Below are 19,516 nucleotides of genomic sequence, written 5' to 3'. Positions count from 1 at the left end.
TACCGTCTTCACACCCTTCAATTAGCTGCGCAATATAAAACACTGAATTTTAGGCGTCACCACATATTAACGCTTCTAATTGAAGGGTCCACGTATAAAGTGCACAAATTTATACGTGAATTCGAAACAAAGATTGTATATATTGTGAATAGCTATCAATAAGAAAAAGAATTAGACTGAAGCTGTAAACGTAAATAACTAAATAGTGCAAATTTAGAAAGCGTTTTCAAAAAATCTGATTTGGGGGGATTTTATGAAAAGAAGATTACTTTTACTGCTCGTTGCAATGGTATTGTTAGTACTAACGGCTTGTGGTGGCGAGGACGAGAAAGAAAAAGTTGCCGTTAACAAAGAAAATTCCGACAAAGGTACTTCAGAAGAAACGAATAGAGAAAAAGATGACGAAGAATATGTATTAAGATTAGTACATTCACACCCACAGTCTTCAATGCACCATAAATATGTTGAGTGGTTTGATGAGGAAGTTCAAAAACGTAGTAATGGACGTTTGAAAATTGAAACCTATTCAGATGGTCAGCTAATGCCTAGTGATCAGGAAATTCCGGCCATGCTTCAAGGGCAAGCTGATATGGTTCACTCAAGTTCAGCAATTGCTGGTAGTTTCGATCCAATTTGGCACTTCTTCGATTTACCGTTTCTATTTAACTATGACCCGAATGATAACGATGTCTATTTAGACAACAAGAAAGCTTTTATTGATAGTGAAAATGGTGGAAGAAAAATTGCTGGACTCATGGAAACTAAAGGGGTTAAAGTTCTTTCAATGAGTTCCACTGATATGTACGGTACTATTTGGACCGGAGATGAAAAGAGAGTAATCACTAGTCCAGAAAGTGCTAAAGGTTTAAAAATTAGAGTCCCGGGAGGCCCAATAGCTTCAGAGACTTTAAAATCGGTAGGGGCAAGCGGAACATCTATTCCAGGACCTGAATTACCAACAGCATTACAACAAGGCGTTGTAGATGGCATGGTTATTGTTCCTTTATATGTATACGACAGTAAATTACCAATTAAAACTCAATCACTTTATCCGTTAATTAGTTATGTTATGCCAGTAATGATTTCGATGGATAAGTTCAATTCATTACCAGAAGATCTACAAGAAATTTTAGTTGAAACAGGCAGGGACTTAGAAGAGTATGCAGATAAGTTAGTAAGAGAAAAAGGCAAAGATGTTTTCGAAAAGCTTGAAAATGATTATGGCGTGAAAACATACTATCCAACAGATGAAGAAATTGAAGATTGGAAAGAAGCAACAAAAGGCATATACGATAGTTACGCAAAAACTGAGCCGCGTGCTGTAGAATTTATTGAAGAAGCGGAAAAAATTAAAGATGAAATGAAATAAGTAATTATCACACAAAACAATAACTTTGAACTAAGAAGTAGCTTGAAGAAGAGGGTAGATTGGGATTCCCAATCTACCCTATCTACATATTTTTTCTATACGATATCGATTTTTTGTATATCCTGTATCTAGCGAAAGTAGTCAAGGATGGTTTTACATTTGATGGGGTTCGCTAGATACAGGTCATTGCACGAATAAATGTCACTTTGAAAGGAACGTAACTTTTTCGTATCCAAGATTTTGATGAATATTAAAAAATGGTACGGATTTGTTGCTTATGTAAGTAAGTAATTTGATTTATCTATTCGTTTACTTTCTATACTGTATTACACTGTTCTGGATGAATGTAAAAAAATAAGCATAGTAGAGGATAAAAGAGGAGTTAGAAATATGGAAAAAATAAACGTATTAGATAAAGCGATTGATACATTAGACAAGGTTTTGGAATACTTCGCTATTGCAATGTTGGGAATCAGTGTTTTATTGGCTTTCTCAAATGTGATAATGCGCTATGCATTTGGAATTTCACACGAAATTTTAGCGGAAATTTCGACTTATACGATTGTTTATGGCGTGTTTTTTTATATGGGACCATTAATTAGACAAAATGAACATATTAAAATGAGTGCATTACACGAAATACTTAATGAAAAGGTTTTGGTATACATTGATTTACTAATTAATATAGTCCTTGCTCTAACATTTGCCTTTTTAATCTACGGTGGATATAACTGGTCATTCTCTTTACTAGGTATGAATATAAAAACTTTATCCGGTGGAATGTTATTATTCGTCCCGGCGCTAGCGATTTTAATTGGAATGATTATCGGATTACTTTATTCAATACTAGAAATTATAAAAGGTATTAAAACGATAAACGACAGATAAAAGGTAGGGGTGACGTATGATTATATTAATTGGTTTAGTTATATTTTTAGCTTTTTTAATTATAGGAGCTCCGATATGGCTTAGTTTAAGTATAAGTGGAGGAACAATACTCTTTGGTTTTTTAGGTCTACCTATCGAAACTGTTGTGTCGCAATATTTAATTGCAACTGACAGTTGGATTTTATTGGCTATTCCGTATTTTTTATTGGCAGGTAATTTAATGACTGATTTAGGAATGGCTAAAAGAATGTTGAAATTCATTACAAACTTAGTTGGTCATTTACCTGGTGGAATGCCATCTGCCGCAGTATTGTCGTGTGTGATTTTCGGAGCACTATCTGGCTCATCTGCAGCAACGGTTGTCGCTGTTGGGGCAATGGTTGTTCCACAGATGCTCAAACTTGGTTATTCAAAAGAACAAAGCATGGGGATCGTTGCAACTTCTGGTACTTTAGGACAAATGATCCCGCCTAGTGTTTATATGATTGTTTATGCATCAATGACTCAACTAGATGTCGGAACTATGTTTATGGCAGGAATAATACCTGGGCTATTTATTGCAGCCGTATTGATTATTACTGCAGTTATTCTCACATATAAAGTTAAACCAATGTCACAAGTAAGACCTAGTAAAAAAGAAATTATCAAATCATTCATCGATGGATTACCTTCATTATTAATGCCGATTATCATACTGGGCGGTATTTATTTAGGGATATTCACACCGACTGAAGCAGCAGCAATTGCAGTTGTCTACGTACTTCTAATTAGTTATATTTTTAATCGTAAGGACTTTAAAAAGAAGAATATTATTAATAGTTTTATTGCTTCAATCAAAACAACGACAGTTATTTACTTATTATTATGTGGAGCAGTTTTGTTTTCAACAGCATTAATGTATATACAGGTTCCGGCTCAAATCACTCAATTTGTATCTGAGTTAAGCATCCCAAGTTGGCTTATTTTACTTGCTATTTTAGGGTTATATATCATATTCGGTATGTTTTTGGATGCATTACCAATCTTATATATTACTATTCCAATTGTTTTCCCTACAATTGTTGCATTAGGATATGATCCAGTACATTTTGGTGTAATTACAGTAGCATGTATGATGATTTCACAAGTAACGCCACCTGTAGGAATTAGTTTGTTCGTATTAAGTGGTCATTTTAAAGTAAAGGTAACTACAGTCATAAGGGGATCTGTTCCATATTTAGTTGCGCTAGTTTTAGCTACAATTGTTCTTATATACGTACCTTGGTTCAGTACTGTACTAACAAAATAACTCTCTTGATGGAGGAATGCTTATGTTAATTATTAGTGAAGAAGAGGTACTAAAAAATTATAGTATGAAGCAGTGCATAGAGGATGTTGAAAGAGCATTTGAACTTTCTAAAAGATCTGAAATTGTAATACCTTTTAGAACGCTTATGCATCAAGGTGATGATGGCGCACATACATTATACATGCCTTCATTTGTCCCAGAAATTAATTATTCTGCCGTGAAAATTGCGAGTATATTTCCTGGCAATGAAGAATATAACGTTCCGAGGATCCAAAGTACTATTGTGTTATCAGAATCAAAAACAGGTCAACACGTAGCAAATATCGCTGCATCTGCTTTAACAATGTTAAGAACAGGTGCAATAAGTGGAGTCGCAACGAAACATTTGGCTAGAGAAGATGCAAGAACCCTATCGGTTATCGGTTGTGGTGTTCAATCATTTGGTCAAATACTTGCAATTATGGAGGTTCGAGACATTGATAAAATTTATCTTTATAATCGAACAAAAAACAAAGCATTTGATTTAAAAGAAAAGGTTACCAAGCAATACCCTAATTGGAATGGTGAAATATTAATTGTCGATGCTGCAAACGATGCTGTAAGTAAAGCGGATATAATAGTTTCTAGCACATCGGCAAATACACCAGTTTTTTCAGGGGAATATTTAAATGCAGGAACTCATATTAATGCAATTGGTTCATGTGAGCCAACTAAACAAGAGTATGATGTTGAAACATTAAAAAAAGCGAATAAAGTTGTCGTAGATACCTTAGAAGGAGCTAAAGGTGAAGCAGGCGGACTGGTTATCCCCAATGAAAAAGGAGAATGGTCAATCGAGAATATTTATAGTGAACTTGCAGATATTGTAGTAGGTGAAAAAGTAGGGCGTGAAAACAAAGAAGAAATTACTATACTTGATTCGGTTGGAGTAGGCTTTTTAGATACCGTGTGTGCAGCATCAATATATGAAAGTTTTAAAAAGCAAGATGAAAAATATTCGGAATTCATCAAATGTAATCCTTTAATATGATGATGAACCATTTTATCAACCAACCAGAAATCGAGCACCAATCGATTTAAAAAGACTAAAACTATATGGGAATTCGATTTTGTAAATGATTGATTATGATATTGACTGATATAAGTAAATAATGAACTAAGGTATACAAGAAGGGGGATTACTGCTATGTATATTAATGGGGAATGGATTGAAACTGAAGATAAATTACGCATGTCTAGTCCAGCAACTGGAGAATTTACTTATGAGGTAACTAATGGAACAGAGGAACATGTCCAGCAAGCGATTGATGCAGCGGATGAAGCATTTAAGACGTGGTCGAAAATCTCTGCAAAAGAAAGAGCAAATTATTTGATAGCTGTCTATAGGGAAATGGAGGAAAAGAAAGAGTTTTTAGCGGAAGTTATTACCAAAGAAATGGGGAAGCCGATAAACGATGCCAGAGGCGAAGTTCAATCTTCAATTGAATATTTTAGATGGTTTGCCGAAGAAGCTCGTCGAATATATGGTGAAACAATACCTTCCGATTCACATGATAAAAGAATTTTAGTTATTAAACAACCGATTGGCGTTGTTGGAGCAATCACTCCATGGAACTTTCCGTTATCTATGGGTGCTCGTAAGGCAGCACCTGCAATTGCGGCGGGATGCACCCTTGTTATTAAGCCATCAAGTAAATCACCACAATCGACAATGGAACTTGCAAAAATATTTGAAGAAGTTGGCTTGCCTAAAGGTGTATTTAATGTCGTAATGGCTAATTCATCTGAATTCACTGAAGTATTAATGGATAGTAAAAAAGTAAAAAAGATTACGTTTACTGGATCTACAGGTGTAGGAAAATTACTTATGGAAAAATCGGCGAAAACAGTAAAACGAATTTCAATGGAGCTTGGCGGTCACGCACCTTTTATTGTATTCGATGATGCCAATATCGAACAGGCTACTGAAGACTTATTATCTACTAAATTTAGATGTTCTGGTCAAATGTGTACTTCAACCAATCGCATTTACGTTCAAGATACAATTGCGAAAAAGTTTACAGAGTTAATTGTAAATAAAGTTAGAAATTTAAAAGTAGGAAATGGTTTTAATGAAGAAACGAATGTTGGTCCTCTAATTGATCAAAATGCAGTAACTTTAGTTAAAGAACAAATAGAAGATGCAGTAAATAAAGGAGCCCATAAATTCGAAAATAAAATGGAGCTATCTGAGGTTGAAAAAGAAAATGGAAACTTTGTTAATCCTACAATATTAACAAATGTTACACCTCAAATGAATATATATACTGAAGAATCGTTTGGCCCTGTTGCTCCAATTATTATCTTTAAGTCTGAGGAAGAACTTTTAAATATGGTTAATCATGAGAGCTATGGCTTAGCTTCATATTTATACACTGATAATATGTCTCGAATTATTCGCGTATCTGAAGCACTAGAGTATGGGATGGTAGGTGTAAACGATCCACTTCCATTTGTCGTACAAAGTCCTTTTGGTGGCGTTAAAGAGAGTGGAGTCGGCAAAGAAGGTGGACACCAAGGGTTAGATGCTTATCTTGAAGAAAAGTTAGTTGCTATAAAATATAACCTATAAGCTATAAAATAGATTGCATTTATGAACTGTCCTCTTAATAGGTAAGTCAGTTTCATAATTGCTTTTTTTTATAGTACGAAAAAAGACAGAACTTACAAATTGTATTTCAAAATAGAAATGATGTGGTTTGACTTTTTTAAACGGGCTTCTTTTCCAAATACTTACCAAATATTTACTTTTTGTGTACATTTACTCTGTAGTGTACAAGGGCTTGGAGTTATGAGTTTCATTCAGGTTAAAGCTCAATTTAAATTACTTTGTTAAAAGTGTACGGTTTCACGATACTATTAATAACTATTTTCGTACAGATTGTCAATATCTATTAACTAAATAGATAGTTTACAATTAGTATAATATCAGATGTATGAAAATACAAATAACTTCAATTGATTTTTTATCTCATGAAATCGTAATCAAATGCTTGTATACATAATAAGATTTTTTGAAAATGAAGTTAGAAATCAATCAATATTCTACTAAAGACTAAATTTTAGAGGTGAAAATATGAGTGTTGAAAATAACCAATATCCTTCTTATTATCCTATGGGTGATCGTGCGATTGTGGCACAATTTGAAAACATTATAAGTATAGATGTAAGTAGAAAAATACAATCATTTTTATATATGATTAAAAAACAAGACATTAAAGGAGTTATAGAACTATTACCGGCATATAACAATTTAACAATCGTATATAATCCGGTAATTATCAAATACGATGAACTGATTATGGAATTTAAAAAAATCGATAAAGACATATCCGATGATGTGAAAATAGAAAGTAAAACAGTTCATATTCCAGTAGCCTTCGGCGGTGAATATGGATTAGATATAGATGAAATTGCTGAAAGGGCAGATCTGACATCGACCGAAGTAATTAAAAATTTACAGAGTAAAAGTTATTATGTATATATGATAGGATTCATAGCTGGATATCCTTATTGTGGTAATATCGATGAAAAATTACGTTTTAAACGGCGTTCCAATCCTCGTATGAGTGTGAAAAAAGGGACAGTTCAAATTGCTGATAAACAGGTAGGAATATTCACTATGGATGCACCATCTGGATGGCATATAGTTGGTTGGACTCCTATGGAAGTTTTTAATCCACATCATTTACCTCCTGGGTTATTAAGCGCTGGAGATTATGTAAAGTTAGAACCTGTTAGTTCGGATTTTGTTAAATCGTGGGATGAAGAGAAGGAGAAGGAGTGGAATCGTAATTGGAATATGTAAACATCTTAAAACCCGGATTATTAACGACAGTTCAAGATCTTGGAAGACGAGATTATCGAATTTATGGTGTTTCAGTATCAGGTGTAATGGATCCGCTTTCATTTAGATTGGCTAATACTTTAGTAGGAAATGATGAAAATGATGCTGCAATTGAAATAACGATGATGGGACCTACGATTAAATTTGAGGCGAAGACTGCATTCTCTATTACGGGCGGTAATTTATCCCCGAAATTGAACGGAAAGAGCATTGATATGTGGAAAGTTATTTTTGCCAAGGCAGGTGATGAACTAAGTTTTGGTAAATATATTTCAGGCTGTAGATCATATATCGCTCTGGCTGGTGGAGTGAACGTTCCAGAGGTTATGGGAAGTCGTGCGACATTTACTCGTGGTCATTACGGTGGATATATGGGAAGGGCATTAAAAAGAGGAGACAAATTATTTTTTAATAAACCTAATTTTAATATAAAACAATTACAAGGTAGAAGATTACGAACGAATGACATCCCAGATTTTGATGAAGAGCGTCCGATTAGATTTATATTGGGTCCACATATAGAACGGTTTGAAAATAAGTCCATTGAACTTTTTTCGAGTGGTACATATAGTTTATCAAATGCATCAGATCGAATGGGCTATCGTTTAGATGGTGAACAATTAATCCATAAAGATGGTGCTGATATTATATCTGACTTTATAACACCGGGAACAATTCAAGTGCCAGGTAATGGTTATCCAATAATTCACATGGCCGATTGCGGAACTTCCGGTGGTTATACAAAAATTGGTGTTGTCATTACTAGTGATATTCCCCATGTTGCTCAGAAAAAACCTGGCGATAAAATTAAATTTCAAGTATGTGATATTAACGAGGCACAAAGTGAATATCGAAAAGTTGAGAAAATATTATACGATATTGAATTGAATAATAAATTATTGTTGAGAAATTAGTATATAACGATTGGAATTGAAGTTTATTCCAATCGTTTATTGTTTAATAAAAGGAAATGAGTATTTATTTTATTAGAAAACGGAATTTACAATTTTTAAGGAGTGGTATGATGAATCGACTATCTACAAGTGAGCTATTGAATCTTATAGAGCAAGAAATACCAAGAGAAAGAATACTGGATAGCTTAGCTAATCGTTACTCATACAGTTTTGACGCATCATTTGGTGAATATTTACCTGACATTATCGTACAGGCCGCTACGAAGGAAGAGGTTTCATTTTTATTAAAGTTAGCAAATGAACATCAATTTCCAGTATATCCTCGTGGAACCGCTACGTCATTAAGTGGGGGTTCTTTGGCGGTACATGGCGGCGTAATGTTAGATATATCGCAATTCGAAAAAAAACTTATTGTTGACCAAGAAAATCTATTAGCTATTGTATCACCAAGTGTTATTACTAGTGAAATTCATGAAGCAGCTGAAAGTGTTGGTCTTTTCTACCCGCCAGATCCAAGTAGTTCACATGTATCGACAATCGGTGGTAATATATCGGAAAATTCGAGTGGTCCTAAAGGTTTGAAATATGGAACAACTAAAGAATATGTAATCGGTTTAGAAGTTGTTACACCTACAGGAGAAATTATTCGTACTGGAGGAAAGACAGTTAAGAATGTAACGGGATATGATTTGACACGACTTATTGTTGGTTCTGAAGGAACCTTAGGTGTTATAACTGAAGCAATAATTCGACTTATACCTAAGCCTGCTGATCGAAAAACGCTTTTGGCATCTTTCGATTCAGTGATTAACTCTGGGAAAGCAATTACGAATATCCTGGCATCGGGAATATTACCGAGTGCCATGGAGCTAATGGATAATGCATGTATAGTTGCAGTAGAAAATTATATGCCAAGCGGTTTACCAACTGAAGCAGCGGCAATCATAATTATTGAAGTAGATGGTCATAAAGCTGCAATACAGGAAGAAATTGATAAATGTGCAGAGGTATGTGAACGATTCAATGCAACAAGTGTAAAAGTAGCTAAAAATGAACAAGAACGAGAGAGGATTTGGAGAAGTAGACGAATGGTTTCACCAGCAATAACACAATTAGGCCCTACAAAAATATCTGAAGATGCAACTGTTCCGAGAAGTAAAATTCCTGAAATGATGGAAAGACTCGGTGAGATTAGGGAAAAGTATAAATTAAACTTAGTTGTTTTTGGACATGCAGGAGACGGAAATCTACATCCGAATATCTTAACGGATATACGCAATGTAGAAGAAATGAAGCGAGTAGAAGATGCGGTTAGTGAAATTTTTGAAGCGGCAATAGAATTAGGTGGAACATTGTCAGGTGAACATGGCATTGGTTTATTAAAAGCTCCTTATATGTCTTTAGAGTTGGGAGAAAACGGATTATTGATGATGAAAAAAATTAAAGAAGCTTGGGATCCGAACAACATTTTGAACCCAGGAAAAATATTTCCAGAGGAAGGACAAAAAAAGGTGGTGTTAATTTAACATGAAAACAGATGAAATTGATAAAAAGTACAGTAATAAATTGTATGAATCAGCTTATGATGCTGCAAATATGTGTGTTCAATGTGGTTATTGTTTACCAGTATGTCCTACTTATTTAACGATGGGTAATGAAGCACAATCTCCAAGAGGACGAATCAATTTAGTAAAGATGGCAGCTGAAGGTAAGATTGATATTTTAAATGACTTAAAAGAACCGATGGAATTATGTTTAGGTTGTCGAGCGTGTGAGGTTGCTTGTCCTGTTAACGTTCCATACGGTGAAATTTATGAATCGGCATTGAATGTTATTGCTGAAAATAAAAAGGCTTCAAAATCATCGCATACTATGCCAGATAAATTGTTACAAACTATGCTGAAAAAATTATTTCCTGAAAAGAAACGTCTACGCGCAGCAGGAAGCTTTTTATGGTTTTATCAATCATCAGCTTTAAGTAAATTAACACAAAAAACCAATATTATGGAAATGTTTTCTAAACCAATGGGGCAATTTGAACGGGCTTTACCAAAAGTAGAATCGCCAAATAGGCGTTATAAATTTGGTGAGCATTATAAAGCTGTTGGAGAAAGGAAAATGATTGTCGCTTTTTTTCCAGGTTGTATTATGGATGCAGTTATGTCAAAAATTAATCGTCAATCTATTGAATTACTACAAAAATGTGGAATTGAAGTTGTAATACCTAAAAATATAACATGTTGCGGTGCACTCCATAGTCATCAAGGTGAGGTAGATGCAACAAAGAAATTGGCGAAACAGAATATCGAAGCGTTTGATGAACTAGGTGTCACTTATTTGATTAACAATGCTGGTGGTTGTGGTGCGATGTTACATGAATACGATAAATTGCTCGCTGATGAACCTGAATGGAAGAATCGTGTAAACAAATTTGTTGATAGATCTAGAGATATTACTGAAGTATTGGCTGAAATTGAAGAAATTCCATATAAAAAAGAATGGAAAGGTGTTATCACTTATCAAGATTCTTGCCATTTACGAAATGTTCAAGGAGTCATTGATCCACCTAGAAAATTATTAAAATCAGTTCCAGGAGCAACATTTGTAGAACTGAAAAACAGTCATTTATGTTGTGCATCCGGTGGAATATATAATTTACTGCACTTTAAAGAGTCAATGGAAATACTAGATGAGAAAATGTTACACGTAATAAATACTGAAGCAAGTACAATTGTGACCACAAACCCGGGTTGTTTATTACAAATGCGTTTAGGAATTGAACGTAGTGGCAGTAAGAATAAAATGCAAGGACTTCATTTAATAGAAGTAATAGCAGAAGCGTGTGGAATTAATTAATATAGAAGTGAATCGTTTAAGTTTTATTATAGCAAGGTATATTAGTCATCAACTGTAAGACCCTATACAAACAACACATGTCAAAATACAGCATCTCCTTCGTACGATTAACGTATCAAGGGTTGCTGTTTTCATGTCTGGAGAAAAACTAACAATCGTTCCCATCACATTCTTGCTTTTGTTAGTAAGGGGGGATTCCTATATTCTACTTTGAATACCTCCATCACCGAAGATTGATCAATTCTCCGGATTTTACCCTTATTTGAGTAAAACCTACTATATTGTGTTTTATATAGAAGCGAAGATTATTTGACCATAGTTAAAATTCATAAGTGTTTTTGGATGAATCCGAGTGTTTGGTGACCTTTATCTTGGCAGCAACGCTATTTAAAAGGAAACCGAATTGATTGCAGTCTTTATCATAAAAAAGATCTTATTGGAACTGGAGATTATGTTGTTAAATACTTAGTTCGAAGAAAAAATATCATAAAGACATAAGCAGCCACTAATGTTGCATAAAGTTAGACAGTAAATGTTTAAAGCGAGATAAATCTGGTCTTTTACCCTATTGTTCTTAATATCGTTCTTAATTTTATATAGATATTAGCGCTTAATATTTACAAAAAAATAAATTAATACAAACAAAATCTCAAGCGATATGATATCAAAATATAAATTAAGGGAGTTGAATTTTGATGAAACAAGCATTAAACGGAATTAAAGTTCTTGATTTATCCAGAACATTGGCGGGGCCATATTGTAGTATGTTGCTTGGAGACATGGGCGCAGATATCATAAAAGTGGAACAACCAGGAAAAGGAGATGAATCAAGATATTTTACTCCCCCAACATGGAATGGAGAAAGTTGTTACTTTTTAGCCACAAATCGTAACAAAAGAAGTATTACAATCGATTTGAAATCGCCCGAAGGCAAAGAAATTATTTATAAACTTGTAGAAGAAGCTGATGTTCTACTTGAGAATTTTCGTACGGGTGCCTTGGATCAGTTAGGCTTTGGTTATGAAGAAATTAAAAAAATTAATCCACGTCTAGTGTACTGCTCAATATCAGGTTTTGGTCGTACGGGTCCAGAAAAAAGTAAAGCGGGATATGATTTACTTTTGCAAGGTTTCGGTGGCTTAATGAGTATTACTGGAGATGCCGATCGGCCTCCCGCTAAAGCTGGAATGGCGATTGTTGACTTGACGACAGGAATGTTCGCGGCTTATGGTACTCTGACCGCTCTTTTGGCTCGGGGCCAGACAGATAAAGGCCAGTTTATCGATGTAAGTTTGTTAGATGGTCAAATCTCACTTTTAAATCATATGGCAACTGGCTTTTTCGCCACAGGAAAACCAGCAGTACGTATGGGATCTAGTCATCCATCTATTGTTCCCTATCAATCTTTTAAAACCAAGGATCAAGATATTATTTTAGCTGTTGGGAATGATGGTCAATGGGCAAAATGTTGTGATGCTTTAGGATGGAAAGATTTATTTAATAATCACAAATATAAAACAAATAACAATAGAGTAGCTAATCGAAACGATTTGATTCCAATTATTAGTGAGAGGTTAGCTCAATTAACGAACGAGGAGATATTTAAGAAACTAGATGCTGTGGGAGTTCCCTGTGGGCCAATCCATACTTTAGATCAAGTCCTTGAACATCCCCAGGTTAAAGCAAGGGAAATGGTATTGGATGTTGAGCATCCTATAGTGAAAAATTTAAAAGTACCAGGATTTCCAGTTAAACTTTCAGACACTCCTGCAACTATAACGAGGTATCCCCCGTTGTTAGGTGAGCATACAGAAGAAGTAATGGCGGAATTGGGGTATACTTCTGATGAAATTAAAGGATTAAAAGAACGCCTAGTAATAGGGAGTTTTTCTAAACCGAGTATTTAAAACATACTCCCATGAAGAATACGACAACTAGGCAGGCGAGATTCCATCACTTAACATTCGTACCCAACGTGCGGAAGAGAACTATATAGTGACTGTTTTCGGGGAAGAAGGATTGCAGCGGCATAGAGTGCAGTGGGATCGATAGGTGTACCGTCATTGAAAGGTATAAATGTTACAAGGGATTTCTTGATATAAAGAGTAACAACAGAGAATATACAATGACTACATTATTGAAAAAATTTGGCTGGACTATTGGTTTGCAGTGTCTTTTTACTACCCGTTCATCCAGCTGATGCAGCGGCAGTAAAGTTTAAGAATTGTATGCAATTGAATAAATCTTACGCTGGCGGTGTCGCAATGAATGCTATTGTGAAGAATAAGGGTGGCAAGACTAAATACAAACCAACTGTGGCGGCTAGTATATATATAACGCATAAGGGGCTCAATCGTAATAAAGATGGTATCGCGTGCGAGAGATGATATATAAAGTATAGAACGATAAAACAGCATTTACTGTGACTTCACAGTAAATGCTGTTTTATCGTGGATATAAATTTATTTGGTATCATAAATTACTTTTGAGATTTGCCTCATTTCTCAAGTAACTGTGTGTTGCTATAAATAAAGTCTTAGAACCTGAGAGGGGTTCATCATATGCCACAGATGCTAGCTTTTGTTATTTTAGCAGTTCGTACAAAAGCTACGAATATTGATTTGAGGTACAAGGTCCCAACACATTTCAGAATAGTGTCGGAACCTGGTACCCTTTTGAAAACTTAAAGACGCGGGCACGACTAAAATTGACGTTGGCTGAAAAGGTTGAAAGCATTCGTTTCGTGAAGACGAACGGGGAAGTCCTATCCGAAAAAATGCCTCTTGAGGAATGTACCGATTCATCTAACGTCTTCATTCGTGTCAACAAGACGGGCAACTTTATCGCGAAAGCCCGCTTAACTGACGAAAAGAAGCGCGCTACGTAGTGGTAGTGAAAGCTCCGCCGACACATATGCTGTATTATAAAGTCAAGATACCAAAAAATGAACGACAGAAAGTATTGCTACTCCAATACAGTACCCGCTTTCGATAATCGTATCGGTGGCGGGTACTTTTTATTGAGTTTATTTTTATTGACAGTACTAGGTTTTAACACCATTCAGACTGGTGCTGGAACCTGGTACCTTTAATATAGGAGTGGTATACTGGCAAATGGATAATTACATGCAGCTGATTAAAAAGATCGTGAGGAGATAAATAGAATGACATACGCATTAGAAATTAAAGATCTTAAAAAAGTCTATGCTGGTGGTGTCGAGGCTTTGCGTGGCATCGATTTGAAAGTGGAAGAAGGGGACTTTTACGCTCTTTTGGGTCCTAATGGTGCCGGCAAATCTACAACTATCGGGATTGTGACGTCTCTCGTCAATAAGACATCAGGAAAAGTGAATGTCTTTGGCTATGATATGGATACGCAGTTAATGCAAGCTAAGCTGCAGATCGGTCTGGTTCCTCAAGAATTCAACTTCAGTCCGTTTGAAACGGTTCAGCAGATTGTAGTGAACCAGGCGGGCTATTACGGTGTGTCAAGGAAAGAGGCACTAAAGCGTAGTGAAAAATACTTGAAGCAGTCTGATTTGTGGGAGAAACGAAATGTTCAGGCCCAGATGCTTTCTGGAGGGATGAAACGTCGACTGATGATCTCACGTGCTTTGATGCATGAACCGCGCTTACTTATTCTTGATGAGCCTACAGCTGGTGTAGATATTGAATTAAGACGAGAGATGTGGACGTTTCTGAAAGAATTGAATGACAACGGCACGACCATTATTCTGACAACACATTACTTAGAAGAAGCGGAAATGTTATGTCGTAATATCGGGATCATTCAAAAAGGGCAGCTGATTGAAGATACTAGTATGAAATCATTGCTGGCTAAGCTTCAGTATGAAACCATTATTTTAGATATCGAATCTTCAGGACGAGCACCAAGTGTTAAAGGCTACACCAGTGAACTCATGGACGATGGATCTCTTTCTGTAGAAGTAGCACGTGATCAAGGGATCAACGAAGTGTTTAATCAATTGACAGAACAAGGGATCAAAGTGTTATCTATGCGCAACAAGTCCAATCGATTAGAAGAGTTATTTTTAAAGCTTACAGAAGAAACTGCGTAGTGGAGGATGTACATGTTTAAATTATATTTAACAGCATTAAAAGGTTTATCGGTCAAAGAAACGAACCGCTATTTAAGAATCTGGATCCAAACACTGGTCCCGCCAGTCATCACAACTACTTTGTACTTTATCATCTTCGGGAATTTGATTGGTAAACGGATTGGCGAAATGGACGGATTCTCTTACATGGAATTTATTGTCCCAGGATTGATCATGATGTCAGTCATCACCAGTTCCTACTCAAATGTCTCGTCATCATTTTTCTCACAAAAGTTTCAAAAGAACATCGAAGAACTATTAGTTGCCCCTGTACCGACTCATATTATTATCTGGGGCTTTGTAATTGGAGGAATAGGAAGAAGTGTTCTAGTAGGGATACTGGTCACGATAATCTCTCTGTTTTTCGTTCCGTTGCAAGTCCACTCGTGGAGCATTGTCGTCTTGACGTTTTTGATGACGGCAATTTTGTTCTCGTTGGCCGGCCTGTTGAACGGTATTTTTGCCAAGTCATTTGACGATGTGTCTATTGTGCCTACGTTTATTCTTCAGCCGTTGACTTACTTAGGTGGGGTGTTTTTTGCCGTCTCGATGTTGCCTCCATTTTGGCAGGTGATTTCACAGTTTAACCCGATCGTTTACATGATTTCCGGATTCCGATTCGGGATTCTCGGTGTGATCGACGTTCCGATTTTATTTTCTATTCTCATTTCGATTACGTTTATCGTAGTACTTTACGTAATTAACTGGTATTTGATTGAAAAAGGTCGTGGACTGAGAAGTTAACATCTGTTGTGCTTACTCGCACGAGTTACTAGATTGTGAATTACATAGGTAATCCTTCCGAGAAGTGCTCAGCTAACTGCTGGGCATTTTTCATTGAGTAAAGACACTGTCAATGTATGCAAAACTCACTGAGTCATACGGCATCACAAGTGAGGTGAGAACAAGAGCCACACATTCTGGATTTGAGGTACCAGGTCCCGATAAAATTCACACACAATTCACTGAAACATTTTAAAGGTTTTCTGATACTAAAATGACTACAAAATTTCTTCTATTTAATAAACAATACAAAAGACTCCTGATAAGCTCACTTCGCAGCGTGGGCCTGTCAGGAGTCTTTTCTAATTTAAAATTGCATTGCTTGCTGTGCAGCAGAGAATCCCAACAAATCAATAGGCGTTGCTGTCATATCTTCAGAGTCATTCTTATTAAACGTCGTCTCGATAAACACAACGCCCAACATCTTCTGACTGTCGTCTACGAGTGTAGCGGCTTCTAGTGCCACGAGTCCTTCAAACAGATCAGAATAATCCTTCCACCAAAGAAAAAATAGACTTATCATTTTATTTTGTAGTGGGATAGTTTAAGGAATTTGAGAGATTCTGCAAGAGCGAAGATGTGGATTACAGTTCGATGACTGTTGTTTCAATTAAAAAAATTCGCATTCACCAGTACACCGCCTAATTCATAATAGTATCTCATTTGTGTGATAGGTGAGTATTCTAAAAACAGGCATATATTCTATGCCTGTTTTTATGCTGCATAAAATAAATTAAATAGTTTTGAAACTATATTGGGAATTCTGCGTCTGTACGTCGACCCATGAATACATAACAGAAAGGAAGAAATATAATGAAAAAGATATGGTTGACATTCGGCACGGTGGCTCTCGCCCTCAGCCTACCATTATCAAGTATGGCTACAAGCAATCAAAAGTTCACTGATGTACCCCCAACGAAACACTTTGCGGAAGCGGTCAATGAATTGGCAGAACGTCATATCATTACGGGATATGCGGATGGCATGTTCAAACCGGGCAATCCAATCACGCGCGGACAGGTTGCGGCAATTATTGTGAAGTTGATGGAATTGAATCCGGACTATATGGTAAAGGATCCAGGATTTAAAGATGTTTCGAAAGCGAATGGTTATTATAATTCCATCGCAAAGCTTGCGGAACATGAAATAATGGCAGGCTATTCGGATGGTAGGTTCGGTCCGAATGATCCCGTCACACGAGGGCAAATGGCTTCTATTCTTGTCAAGGCGTATGATCTGCCACGCTTTGATTTCATTGCCAAAGAAAATCCGTTTCATGATGTGAAATCCACTAACTCTCATGGTGCCAATGTGTTAAATCTGTATAAACTCGGCATTACGACTGGCGTAACGTCCGACAGATTCGGTATCAATGAATTTGTGACGAGAGGACAAGCTTCTAAACTAATGCTGACAACAGAGCACGTGCATCCTGAGACGTATTCAATAGAAACGAATGGGGACAAGTCGGGGACAATGTTGCGATTTTCTGAGATCATGGCTGATGAGGATACAGATGAATTCATTCCGAACTCTGAGATTTATCATGCTGCGATCATCAAAGGCAGACAGACGCCGTCGGGATATACAGGCGATCGCGTACAAGTGACGCCGTTGAAAGAAGGAAGAGGAACATTACAGATCGGTGGTAATTATGGTATGGAAGCTCAAAATATCAAACGCTACTATCATAAATACTATGTGGATGTGAAGAAGATTGATGGCAAATTGAAGGTGCAGCTTTTATACGCGGTCGATAATTTAAAAACACGGGCGCGACTGAAATTGGCTGCTGGTGAAAAGGTTGAAAACATTCGTTTCGTTCGGACGGATGGGGAAGTCCTATCAGACAACATGCCTTTTGAGGGGTATACCGATTCACCGGACGTCTTCATTCGTGTCAACAAGACGGGCAACTTTATCGCGACAGTTCGCTTTACAGACGGAAAAGAAGCGCGCTACACGGTGGAAGTGAAAGCACCGCCTACACATATGCTTTATTATGAAGTGAAGACGTCGAAGATGAAAGGTGTCAACTGAATAAAATGTAACCGATGAAGAATGCGATGGTTGATACGCGGGATTGACAGCGCAATCCGAAAATCGTATAACAGGAGCAATGGTTAAGGAAATAGCTGATGGGTGGACGATGATTAACTGATCTTGTAATTCCGTAAATGAATGATTTTGATTTTAACATAAGACAGTATGAGTCCGTCCATTTTGATTGTTCCTGCCTTACAGAGCGATGTGAACCACAGGCTTTCATCTTTTATCCCGCTGCATCGAGACAACGCGAGCTAGAAAAGGGTCTATTTGTGGAACTTAGGGTTAGTTACCTATGGATTGATCCTTTCGTACATGATGTTGAATTTGGATGTGCTCGGTAGGTGATGGCGGAGTGCGGAAGACAAGTCCCAAGCGGAGTGTTACAAAGGCATCAGCATCGAAGGAAGAAATCGTATGACAAGATGGCGGAAGTGGTATCAGCATCTACCTTATTTCGAATAGGCGGCTGAACGGAAACCTGGGGGGCTTCATAACAGAAGGATCACTGTTTCATGTAGAATATGAACAGGGCCTGAATGAATTTCTTAGAGACTATCATGAGCTGGACTGGACAGATACCCGTTATCCGGACACGCTCGAAGCGGTGGGTATCTCCACTGCTGAACAGATGGCAGAGGCTATTCCCATTGCGGACATGGAAGTGCTCAAGGCGTTGCTGACCCGCATGGTCCGAGAAGAACGGTTCGCGGCAGGAGCGCTTGCACAATATGCGAGAAACGGCATGGTCGCCGATGTGCTGTGCCGGCTGAAGGAATCGGACACCTTACGATGAGTGCCTGAGTGAAAAGCATGCACGATTGGTTGTAAAAAAGTGCCTGTGTAGGAAACTTTTTGTTTATTCATGGATCCATCGCTCCGTTCAATAGGGACCAAGTAAATTAAATTGAACCACGATGATGATGGCTGCTATTATGACTAGTATTTCGGTTATCGTCAGGATCGATTGTTTTGGATAGAGTGTATACTTCCATTCGAAAAATGCACTGATTATATAATCTAGTATCGTAAAAGCCGTGAGGGCGAAGAAAAACAGATAAATGAAATCTTCATAATAAAAAAGTAGAACAGTATATAAAGAAATCAGGCTAATTGTAGAAAATATACGCAAACCTTTATCGATTTTTCGATGTAATTCATTAATATGGTTAGGAGAAAAAACCTCTTTTTTTACTTTTTCAATTTTAAGTAGCTTCCTCAGAAGAACCTTAAGTAGTGAATTAACAGCAAGAACACATACTATAATTACCCCAAATCTTAACCAGAACACAAAATCCCTCCTCTTTCTTTAAACACCTGTTATTTATCGTAATCATTCTATAAATGGACATGATGGTTGAATACCACT

General features: G+C 36.7%; 19 protein-coding genes. 17 read left to right on the top strand and 2 right to left on the bottom strand.

Annotated features, from left to right (window positions below; genetic code table 11):
- The first annotated feature begins 253 nt into the window (after positions 1–253).
- The 15 genes from CSV72_RS03840 to CSV72_RS03775 all read left to right on the top strand — a co-directional run bounded on the left by CSV72_RS03840 (position 254) and on the right by CSV72_RS03775 (position 16,062).
- A complete protein-coding gene (locus tag CSV72_RS03840; RefSeq protein ID WP_099677211.1) occupies positions 254–1,369 on the top strand; it encodes a TRAP transporter substrate-binding protein in 1,116 nt (371 codons plus the stop codon).
- Positions 1,370–1,759: 390 nt separating this feature from the next.
- A complete protein-coding gene (locus tag CSV72_RS03835) occupies positions 1,760–2,257 on the top strand; it encodes a TRAP transporter small permease (protein WP_099677210.1) in 498 nt (165 codons plus the stop codon).
- A gap of 16 nt (positions 2,258–2,273) precedes the next feature.
- Complete coding sequence (locus CSV72_RS03830; RefSeq protein ID WP_099677209.1) at positions 2,274–3,545, top strand: TRAP transporter large permease; 1,272 nt, start codon at positions 2,274–2,276, stop codon at positions 3,543–3,545.
- 22 nt (positions 3,546–3,567) lie between these two features.
- Positions 3,568–4,575, top strand: a complete 1,008-nt coding sequence (locus CSV72_RS03825; protein ID WP_099677208.1) for an ornithine cyclodeaminase family protein — start codon at positions 3,568–3,570, stop codon at positions 4,573–4,575.
- A gap of 156 nt (positions 4,576–4,731) precedes the next feature.
- Entirely contained in the window at positions 4,732–6,156 is a 1,425-nt protein-coding gene (locus CSV72_RS03820) for an NAD-dependent succinate-semialdehyde dehydrogenase (protein WP_099677207.1), read from the top strand.
- Positions 6,157–6,660: 504 nt separating this feature from the next.
- On the top strand, positions 6,661–7,392 hold the full coding sequence (gene pxpB, locus CSV72_RS03815; protein ID WP_099677206.1) for a 5-oxoprolinase subunit PxpB: 732 nt from the start codon (positions 6,661–6,663) through the stop codon (positions 7,390–7,392).
- Positions 7,380–8,345, top strand: coding sequence for a 5-oxoprolinase subunit C family protein (locus tag CSV72_RS03810; protein ID WP_099677205.1), 966 nt, complete (start codon positions 7,380–7,382; stop codon positions 8,343–8,345). The genes pxpB and CSV72_RS03810 overlap by 13 nt, the downstream gene beginning before the upstream one ends.
- Positions 8,346–8,455: 110 nt before the next feature.
- On the top strand, positions 8,456–9,871 hold the full coding sequence (locus CSV72_RS03805; RefSeq protein ID WP_099677204.1) for an FAD-binding oxidoreductase: 1,416 nt from the start codon (positions 8,456–8,458) through the stop codon (positions 9,869–9,871).
- Position 9,872: 1 nt separating this feature from the next.
- A complete protein-coding gene (locus tag CSV72_RS03800; protein ID WP_099677203.1) occupies positions 9,873–11,201 on the top strand; it encodes a (Fe-S)-binding protein in 1,329 nt (442 codons plus the stop codon).
- Positions 11,202–11,896: 695 nt separating this feature from the next.
- Positions 11,897–13,108 carry a CaiB/BaiF CoA transferase family protein gene (locus tag CSV72_RS03795; protein ID WP_099677202.1) on the top strand — a complete coding sequence of 404 codons (1,212 nt, stop codon included), beginning with the start codon at positions 11,897–11,899 and terminating at the stop codon, positions 13,106–13,108.
- A 240-nt stretch (positions 13,109–13,348) separates the two neighbouring features.
- Positions 13,349–13,588 carry an excalibur calcium-binding domain-containing protein gene (locus tag CSV72_RS03790; protein WP_233191068.1) on the top strand — a complete coding sequence of 80 codons (240 nt, stop codon included), beginning with the start codon at positions 13,349–13,351 and terminating at the stop codon, positions 13,586–13,588.
- Between the two features lie 356 nt (positions 13,589–13,944).
- Positions 13,945–14,088 carry a hypothetical protein gene (locus tag CSV72_RS03785; protein ID WP_158232140.1) on the top strand — a complete coding sequence of 48 codons (144 nt, stop codon included), beginning with the start codon at positions 13,945–13,947 and terminating at the stop codon, positions 14,086–14,088.
- Between the two features lie 57 nt (positions 14,089–14,145).
- The gene (locus tag CSV72_RS16665; protein WP_158232139.1) at positions 14,146–14,292 is read left to right on the top strand and encodes a hypothetical protein; all 147 of its coding nucleotides are present in this window, start codon (positions 14,146–14,148) and stop codon (positions 14,290–14,292) included.
- A gap of 72 nt (positions 14,293–14,364) precedes the next feature.
- Positions 14,365–15,279 carry an ABC transporter ATP-binding protein gene (locus CSV72_RS03780; protein ID WP_099677200.1) on the top strand — a complete coding sequence of 305 codons (915 nt, stop codon included), beginning with the start codon at positions 14,365–14,367 and terminating at the stop codon, positions 15,277–15,279.
- A gap of 12 nt (positions 15,280–15,291) precedes the next feature.
- A complete protein-coding gene (locus CSV72_RS03775; RefSeq protein ID WP_099677199.1) occupies positions 15,292–16,062 on the top strand; it encodes an ABC transporter permease in 771 nt (256 codons plus the stop codon).
- A gap of 346 nt (positions 16,063–16,408) precedes the next feature.
- On the opposite strand, the gene CSV72_RS16535 is transcribed toward CSV72_RS03775, so the two are convergent.
- The gene (locus CSV72_RS16535) at positions 16,409–16,624 is read right to left on the bottom strand and encodes a hypothetical protein (protein WP_143561147.1); all 216 of its coding nucleotides are present in this window, start codon (positions 16,622–16,624) and stop codon (positions 16,409–16,411) included.
- A 290-nt stretch (positions 16,625–16,914) separates the two neighbouring features.
- Between CSV72_RS16535 and CSV72_RS03770 the strand changes: the two genes are divergently transcribed.
- Positions 16,915–18,141 (top strand): S-layer homology domain-containing protein, encoded by a 1,227-nt coding sequence (locus CSV72_RS03770; protein ID WP_099677198.1) that lies wholly within the window; start codon positions 16,915–16,917, stop codon positions 18,139–18,141.
- A 445-nt stretch (positions 18,142–18,586) separates the two neighbouring features.
- Positions 18,587–18,943 (top strand): DUF6508 domain-containing protein, encoded by a 357-nt coding sequence (locus tag CSV72_RS16660; protein ID WP_369802880.1) that lies wholly within the window; start codon positions 18,587–18,589, stop codon positions 18,941–18,943.
- An 87-nt stretch (positions 18,944–19,030) separates the two neighbouring features.
- Here the strand turns inward: CSV72_RS16660 and CSV72_RS03765 are convergent, their stop codons facing one another.
- Entirely contained in the window at positions 19,031–19,438 is a 408-nt protein-coding gene (locus CSV72_RS03765) for a DUF4181 domain-containing protein (RefSeq protein ID WP_099677197.1), read from the bottom strand.
- Positions 19,439–19,516 lie beyond the last annotated feature (78 nt).

It is taken from the genome of Sporosarcina sp. P20a, from assembly GCF_002743175.1.
Lineage (GTDB): Bacteria > Bacillota > Bacilli > Bacillales_A > Planococcaceae > Sporosarcina.
This window is presented reverse-complemented; position numbering and strand designations above follow the sequence as displayed.

Coding starts and splice junctions, on each gene's coding strand:
- CSV72_RS03840 (WP_099677211.1), top strand. CDS start 254: ATGAAAAGAAGATTACTTTTACTGCTCGTTGCAATGGTATTGTTAGTA.
- CSV72_RS03835 (WP_099677210.1), top strand. CDS start 1,760: ATGGAAAAAATAAACGTATTAGATAAAGCGATTGATACATTAGACAAG.
- CSV72_RS03830 (WP_099677209.1), top strand. CDS start 2,274: ATGATTATATTAATTGGTTTAGTTATATTTTTAGCTTTTTTAATTATA.
- CSV72_RS03825 (WP_099677208.1), top strand. CDS start 3,568: ATGTTAATTATTAGTGAAGAAGAGGTACTAAAAAATTATAGTATGAAG.
- CSV72_RS03820 (WP_099677207.1), top strand. CDS start 4,732: ATGTATATTAATGGGGAATGGATTGAAACTGAAGATAAATTACGCATG.
- pxpB (WP_099677206.1), top strand. CDS start 6,661: ATGAGTGTTGAAAATAACCAATATCCTTCTTATTATCCTATGGGTGAT.
- CSV72_RS03805 (WP_099677204.1), top strand. CDS start 8,456: ATGAATCGACTATCTACAAGTGAGCTATTGAATCTTATAGAGCAAGAA.
- CSV72_RS03800 (WP_099677203.1), top strand. CDS start 9,873: ATGAAAACAGATGAAATTGATAAAAAGTACAGTAATAAATTGTATGAA.
- CSV72_RS03795 (WP_099677202.1), top strand. CDS start 11,897: ATGAAACAAGCATTAAACGGAATTAAAGTTCTTGATTTATCCAGAACA.
- CSV72_RS16665 (WP_158232139.1), top strand. CDS start 14,146: ATGAACGACAGAAAGTATTGCTACTCCAATACAGTACCCGCTTTCGAT.
- CSV72_RS03780 (WP_099677200.1), top strand. CDS start 14,365: ATGACATACGCATTAGAAATTAAAGATCTTAAAAAAGTCTATGCTGGT.
- CSV72_RS03775 (WP_099677199.1), top strand. CDS start 15,292: ATGTTTAAATTATATTTAACAGCATTAAAAGGTTTATCGGTCAAAGAA.
- CSV72_RS16535 (WP_143561147.1), bottom strand. CDS start 16,624: ATGATAAGTCTATTTTTTCTTTGGTGGAAGGATTATTCTGATCTGTTT.
- CSV72_RS03770 (WP_099677198.1), top strand. CDS start 16,915: ATGAAAAAGATATGGTTGACATTCGGCACGGTGGCTCTCGCCCTCAGC.